This window comes from uncultured Negativibacillus sp. (assembly GCF_944388365.1).
Classification (GTDB): domain Bacteria; phylum Bacillota; class Clostridia; order Oscillospirales; family Ruminococcaceae; genus Negativibacillus.
Map to the genome: position 1 here is coordinate 1 of NZ_CALXIN010000124.1, position 4,695 is coordinate 4,695.

General features: G+C 54.9%; 5 protein-coding genes and 1 pseudogene. 1 reads left to right on the top strand and 5 read right to left on the bottom strand.

The window, feature by feature from the left end:
- The 4 genes and pseudogenes from Q0L39_RS10720 to Q0L39_RS10735 form a co-directional block, all read right to left on the bottom strand.
- Positions 1-488 (bottom strand): annotated as a pseudogene (locus Q0L39_RS10720) (transglutaminase domain-containing protein); the annotation flags it as partial.
- A gap of 43 nt (positions 489-531) precedes the next feature.
- The gene (locus Q0L39_RS10725) at positions 532-1,287 is read right to left on the bottom strand and encodes a copper homeostasis protein CutC (protein ID WP_296629074.1); all 756 of its coding nucleotides are present in this window, start codon (positions 1,285-1,287) and stop codon (positions 532-534) included.
- Between the two features lie 33 nt (positions 1,288-1,320).
- Complete coding sequence (locus Q0L39_RS10730; protein ID WP_296629078.1) at positions 1,321-2,760, bottom strand: hypothetical protein; 1,440 nt, start codon at positions 2,758-2,760, stop codon at positions 1,321-1,323.
- 139 nt (positions 2,761-2,899) lie between these two features.
- Positions 2,900-3,811 carry a sirohydrochlorin cobaltochelatase gene (locus Q0L39_RS10735; RefSeq protein ID WP_366916362.1) on the bottom strand — a complete coding sequence of 304 codons (912 nt, stop codon included), beginning with the start codon at positions 3,809-3,811 and terminating at the stop codon, positions 2,900-2,902.
- A 215-nt stretch (positions 3,812-4,026) separates the two neighbouring features.
- On the opposite strand from Q0L39_RS10735, the gene Q0L39_RS10740 reads away from it, so the two are divergent.
- Positions 4,027-4,338 carry a DUF6506 family protein gene (locus Q0L39_RS10740; protein WP_296629080.1) on the top strand — a complete coding sequence of 104 codons (312 nt, stop codon included), beginning with the start codon at positions 4,027-4,029 and terminating at the stop codon, positions 4,336-4,338.
- A gap of 48 nt (positions 4,339-4,386) precedes the next feature.
- Here Q0L39_RS10740 and Q0L39_RS10745 read toward each other — a convergent pair.
- Positions 4,387-4,695: YitT family protein (locus Q0L39_RS10745; RefSeq protein ID WP_296629082.1), on the bottom strand; the 309-nt coding region annotated here is incomplete at its 5' end.

A 4,695-nucleotide genomic window follows, 5' to 3' on the forward strand; every position in this document is an offset into this window, starting at 1 on the left:
CGCAGAACGGTCAGTGGGTTAGCGGTACGGTCGTCGGTCTGACGGTAGGTAGCGTTTTCAAAGCACCAGTAGTTGAGCTCGAGAGCAGCTTCCTTCATGCTGCCGGTCTTGCCTGCCTCGACCAGACGCGGCCAGCACAGGTCATAGAAAGCGCGGCGGCAGTCGACGATGTCTTCGGTGTTGATGCGGTAGTAAAGGACATGGTTAAAGAAGATGTCCTCAGGGATGTCCTTGCACCAAGGGGTGTTTTCGCGCAGGAACAGCGCATGATCTACATAGGAAAGGAACAGCGAGAAATCGTAGTTTTCGATGTCGCTGATCGGCATGGTGCCGTACAAAAATTTCATGCAGACCTTCTGAGCGTCGTTGCAGCGCTCGAGCTGTTCAAGGATTTCCTGCTCACGTCCGCCAAAGAAGGGACGGGCAGTCTGGAAATATTGTTCAGCCTTCTGGCAGAGCAGCGGGCTGAAAGTAAGATTGCAGGACATAAAGAATCCTCCTGTCATAAGAAATCAAAGGTAGAAGTGTGTGTTAGCTGCGGCAGCATTCGTCCAGAACGGTTCTGGCTTTGCGGATCTCCTCGGCGCTGGTCTGCCAGAGGGTATATTCGCTTACCATCGGCAGTCCCATGCTGACGTCGGATTTGCGGTAGGTCATCGGGCTGTCCAGCGTGATCTTGCCGGACATGTGGAAGGAGGTGGCGCCGGTGGTAGGAGCCAGTTTTGCGATGACGGTGTCCTTGACGCCGGAACCGATGAGGATGTCGACCTCACCGGCAGCCTCTTTGACCAGCTGGCAGAGCAGCTCCTCGCCGTCGAGGGCGTTGTTCTTCTGACCGGCAGTCAGGATGGTGTCGATATGTAACTGTTTCGCCTGCTGCAAAGCGAGCATCGGGTCGGAGCAGACGTCGAAGGCGCGGTGCAGAGTGACACTCATGTTGCCGGCTTCCTTCATCAGAATCTCCATGCGTTCCATATCCAGACTGCCGTCCGGTTTGAGCACGCCGATGACAACGCCGTCAGCGCCGGCTTCGCGGAACATCTTGACGTCGCGGCGGATGATTTCAAATTCTTCGTCCGAATAGCAGAAGTCGCCGAAGCGCGGACGAATCAGCACGTTGATGAGAATGTCGCAGGTTTCGCGGACACGGTGATACAGGTTGATGTCCGGTGTAGTGCCGCCGATCAGCAGATTTGCGCACAGCTCCAGACGGTCAGCGCCGCCTTCCTTGGCAGCCAGTGCAGATTCGACGGTGTCGACGCAGCATTCAAGCAGTGGTTTTTTCATGGTAAACAGCCTCCTTTGGCGGTTGTACAAAATTTAGAAGCGGTCAGCAGCGGTGAAATGGTGGTCCATCAGGAAGTACATCGTTGCAGCCGAAGCGCCGGTAGCGCCTTCTGCCTGGAACTCATAGACCGGTTTGTCCACACGGGAAACACCGGCGATGTCCAGATGCAGCCATGGGTGATCCTCGGCAAATTCGCGCAGGAACAGTCCGGCAACGATGCTGCCGCAGCCGCTGCGGGTGGAGTTTGCAAGGTCGGCAACTCTGCCGTTGACCATCTCGCGGTACTCATCATCGGTCGGCAGGTCGACATATTTTTCGCCTGCTCTTGCACCGGCGCGCAGCAGTTCGTCCTCAAACTCGTCGTTGTTGGTCATCACACCGGCGCGGATCTTGCCGTAAGACTGTGCGATGGCGCCGGTCAAGGTGGCGACGTCGACGATGCGGTCGGCTTTTTCCTCACGGATCGCATAGGTGATAGCGTCAGCCAGAATCAGTCTGCCCTCGGCGTCCGAGCTGAGGATTTCGACCGTCTTGCCGTTCATCGCGACGTAGACATCTCCAGGAATCGAGGAGGTGTTGGACAGACGGTTCTCAACGATAGGAACAACGGCGAGGACGTTTGTCTTTGCCTTGTTCTTTGCCAGTGCGCAGACTGCTGCGGTGACAGCTGCTGCGCCGCCCATGTCGCCTTTGGTGTTGATCAGACCTTCGCGGCTCTTGAGCGAGTAGCCGCCGGTGTCCAGCGTAACGCCCTTGCCGACCAACGCGGTGACTTCCTTGTCGTCAGGATTGCCCATGTAGCGCAGAACAACGATGCTGCACGGATAATCGCTGCTGAGGCCGACGCTCAAAAACAGGTTCATGCCCAGTTTCTTGGCCTGTTTGATGTCCACAACCTTGGCTTCGCAGCCGGCTGCCTTGCCCTCGGCGACCACCTTTTCTGCCAGTGTCACCGGATTGAGCAGGTTGCCAGGCATGTTGACCCAGTCGCGCGCCATCATGACACCCTGTGCGACGTTGGCGGATTTGTTGACAATCTCCTGAATCTCCTCCTGATGGTTGTCCTCAAAGCCCTGAAGATAGGCGGTATACTGGTATTTCTCCTTTGGTTTGCTGTAACAGCCTTCGTACTGGTACAGTCCCAGCATCAGGCCGCTGGTCAGGTCATAGACCGAGTCGATGCCAAACAGCGAAATAACCGCCGAAGCGTCCACCTGATATTCGGTCTGTTTGAGCTTGCGCATCGTTTTGGAAGCGAGCGCCGCTGCCGATTTGACCTGCAGCAGGCTGAGGTCGTCCTCCTTGCCAAGTCCGACCCAGACGTGCATGACATTGTCTAAAAAGGTGTGGAACTCGCTCAGACGGCTGCCGTCAAAGACCGACTGTACCATCGCAGGGCACTGTTCCAGGTTGTCCTGACAGGCAAAGTGAACCACAGCAGAGCAAACCTTTTGGTTGTCTACAATAATCATAACACTTCCTCCATTTCCGGTGATAGTTTTTGAAAAGGAAAGAAAACTGTATTAAAGCAGTAACTTTATGTTAAGAATACCATATTTTTACTGAAAAAGAAACGAAAAGCTGCAAAAAAGTGATCAATTTTAGAAAAAGTTATGCATCCATCAGCTGCTGGATGCAGTCGACGCAGTGGCGCAGATAGATTTTGCGGATGGAAGGGTATTCTCCCAGGCCGCGCAGAATCGACTGCACCTGGTAGCCTGCGCGCTCAAACTGCTGCTGCCAGGAGTCCTCATCGCCGCACATATCGTTGATGGCGTGATCTCCGGCGACCACCATCAGCGGAGCAAGGATGACCTTTTTGGCGTGGATGGCAGCGACCTCCTTCATGACGGTGGCAAGGTCAGGATATCCCTCGACGGTGCCGATGAAGAAGTTTTTGCAGCCCTGTACCTTCAGGCGGTAGTCCAGCGCAGGATAGGTGGCGTTGGCAGGATGTTCGGTGCCGTGGCCCATCAGCACCAGAGCGGTGTCCGGCTCGATGCTGGAAAACTCCTCCTGCAGTGCCTGGGTGACCAGACGGTAGTCCTCAAACGAGGTCAGCAGCGGCCAGCCGCAGATGATGTGCGGGAAGCGGTCCTGCCAGCGCTCGACCTCACGGCGCAGATCGTCAAACTCAAAGCCGCTCATGACGTGGGTCGGCTGGCAGATGACGGTGCCGAATCCCTCGGCAGCCAGCTTTTCCAGCGCCTGCTCCACCGAGTCGATGATGACGCCGTCGCGTTCGCGCAGCTTTTTGATAATCATGCCGCTGGTGAAGGCGCGGCGAATCTCAAAGTCAGGAAAGGCTCTAGCAAAGTCCTCCTCGATGGCGCCGATGGTTTTTTCGCGGGTTTCCTCGTAGCTGGTGCCGAAACTGACGACCAGAATTGCTTTTTTGGCAGGGTCCAATCCGCGGCGAGGAGAGAGGGTCAGATCCTTCGAGCGGTTCAGACCGGATTTGACAGCGACTGCGCCGGCGATAGCGGCTGCCGATGCAAGTGCAATACCAAGAATTTTTTTCACAAAAGATTCCTCCGATATTAAAAAGATTTCTGACAGGATTTTTCCATTCTTTTCTTTGAATATACCATGAAAAAGGCTTTTATACAAGCGGTCTTTTCGACACTGGTTTTGTTTTGGAGGGAAGCGGCAAAGAAAAATCGCCTGACCACCTAGCAACTGCCCCCAGGGATGTGGTATAATGGGTGCAGCGATCAATTCCAGGAAAGGGGATTTTGATGAAATCCAAAAAAAAATTTGCTGTGATGCTCATGGGCAGCGACTATCAGCAAAAGAAGGATTATGCGGTGCTGGAGACAGGAGGGACAGAAACCCACATCATCGCCGTCAATACACCGCAGCAGGCGCTGGAAACGGTGAAAACTCTGGCGGACGACGGTTTTGGCGCAGTGGAGGTCTGCGGCGCCTTTGGAGAAGCGCTGGCGCGCCAGATGTACGAAGCTGCCGGCAAACGGCTGAGCGTCGGCTTTGTGGTCTGTCCATCCGACCAAAAGGAAATGTCCGACCGTTTCTGGTCGCAGCAGGATTGATCTTTCGAAAAACAAAAACGCACCTTGCAAGGTGCGTTTTTGTTTTTTCTATTGCTGCTGCGAGTCGGACAGCTTTTTCTTTTTCTTGTCCCGTTTGGTTTCGCGGTACTGATGGAAGTCGCGGAAACCAAGTCCGGTGATCTCACCGACGTCATCGACGACGATGAAGGCGTCAGGGTCGATCTCGTGGATGATGTCATAGGTCTTGTGAACCTCCTGACGTCCAACTGCACAGAACAGGACGGTGCCTTCCTTGCCGCTGTAAGCACCGCGGGATTTCAGCTCGGTGACGCCGCGCTCCAGATCGGTCATGATGCGGCTGGCAATCTCATTGTTCTTGGGCGAGATGATGAACAT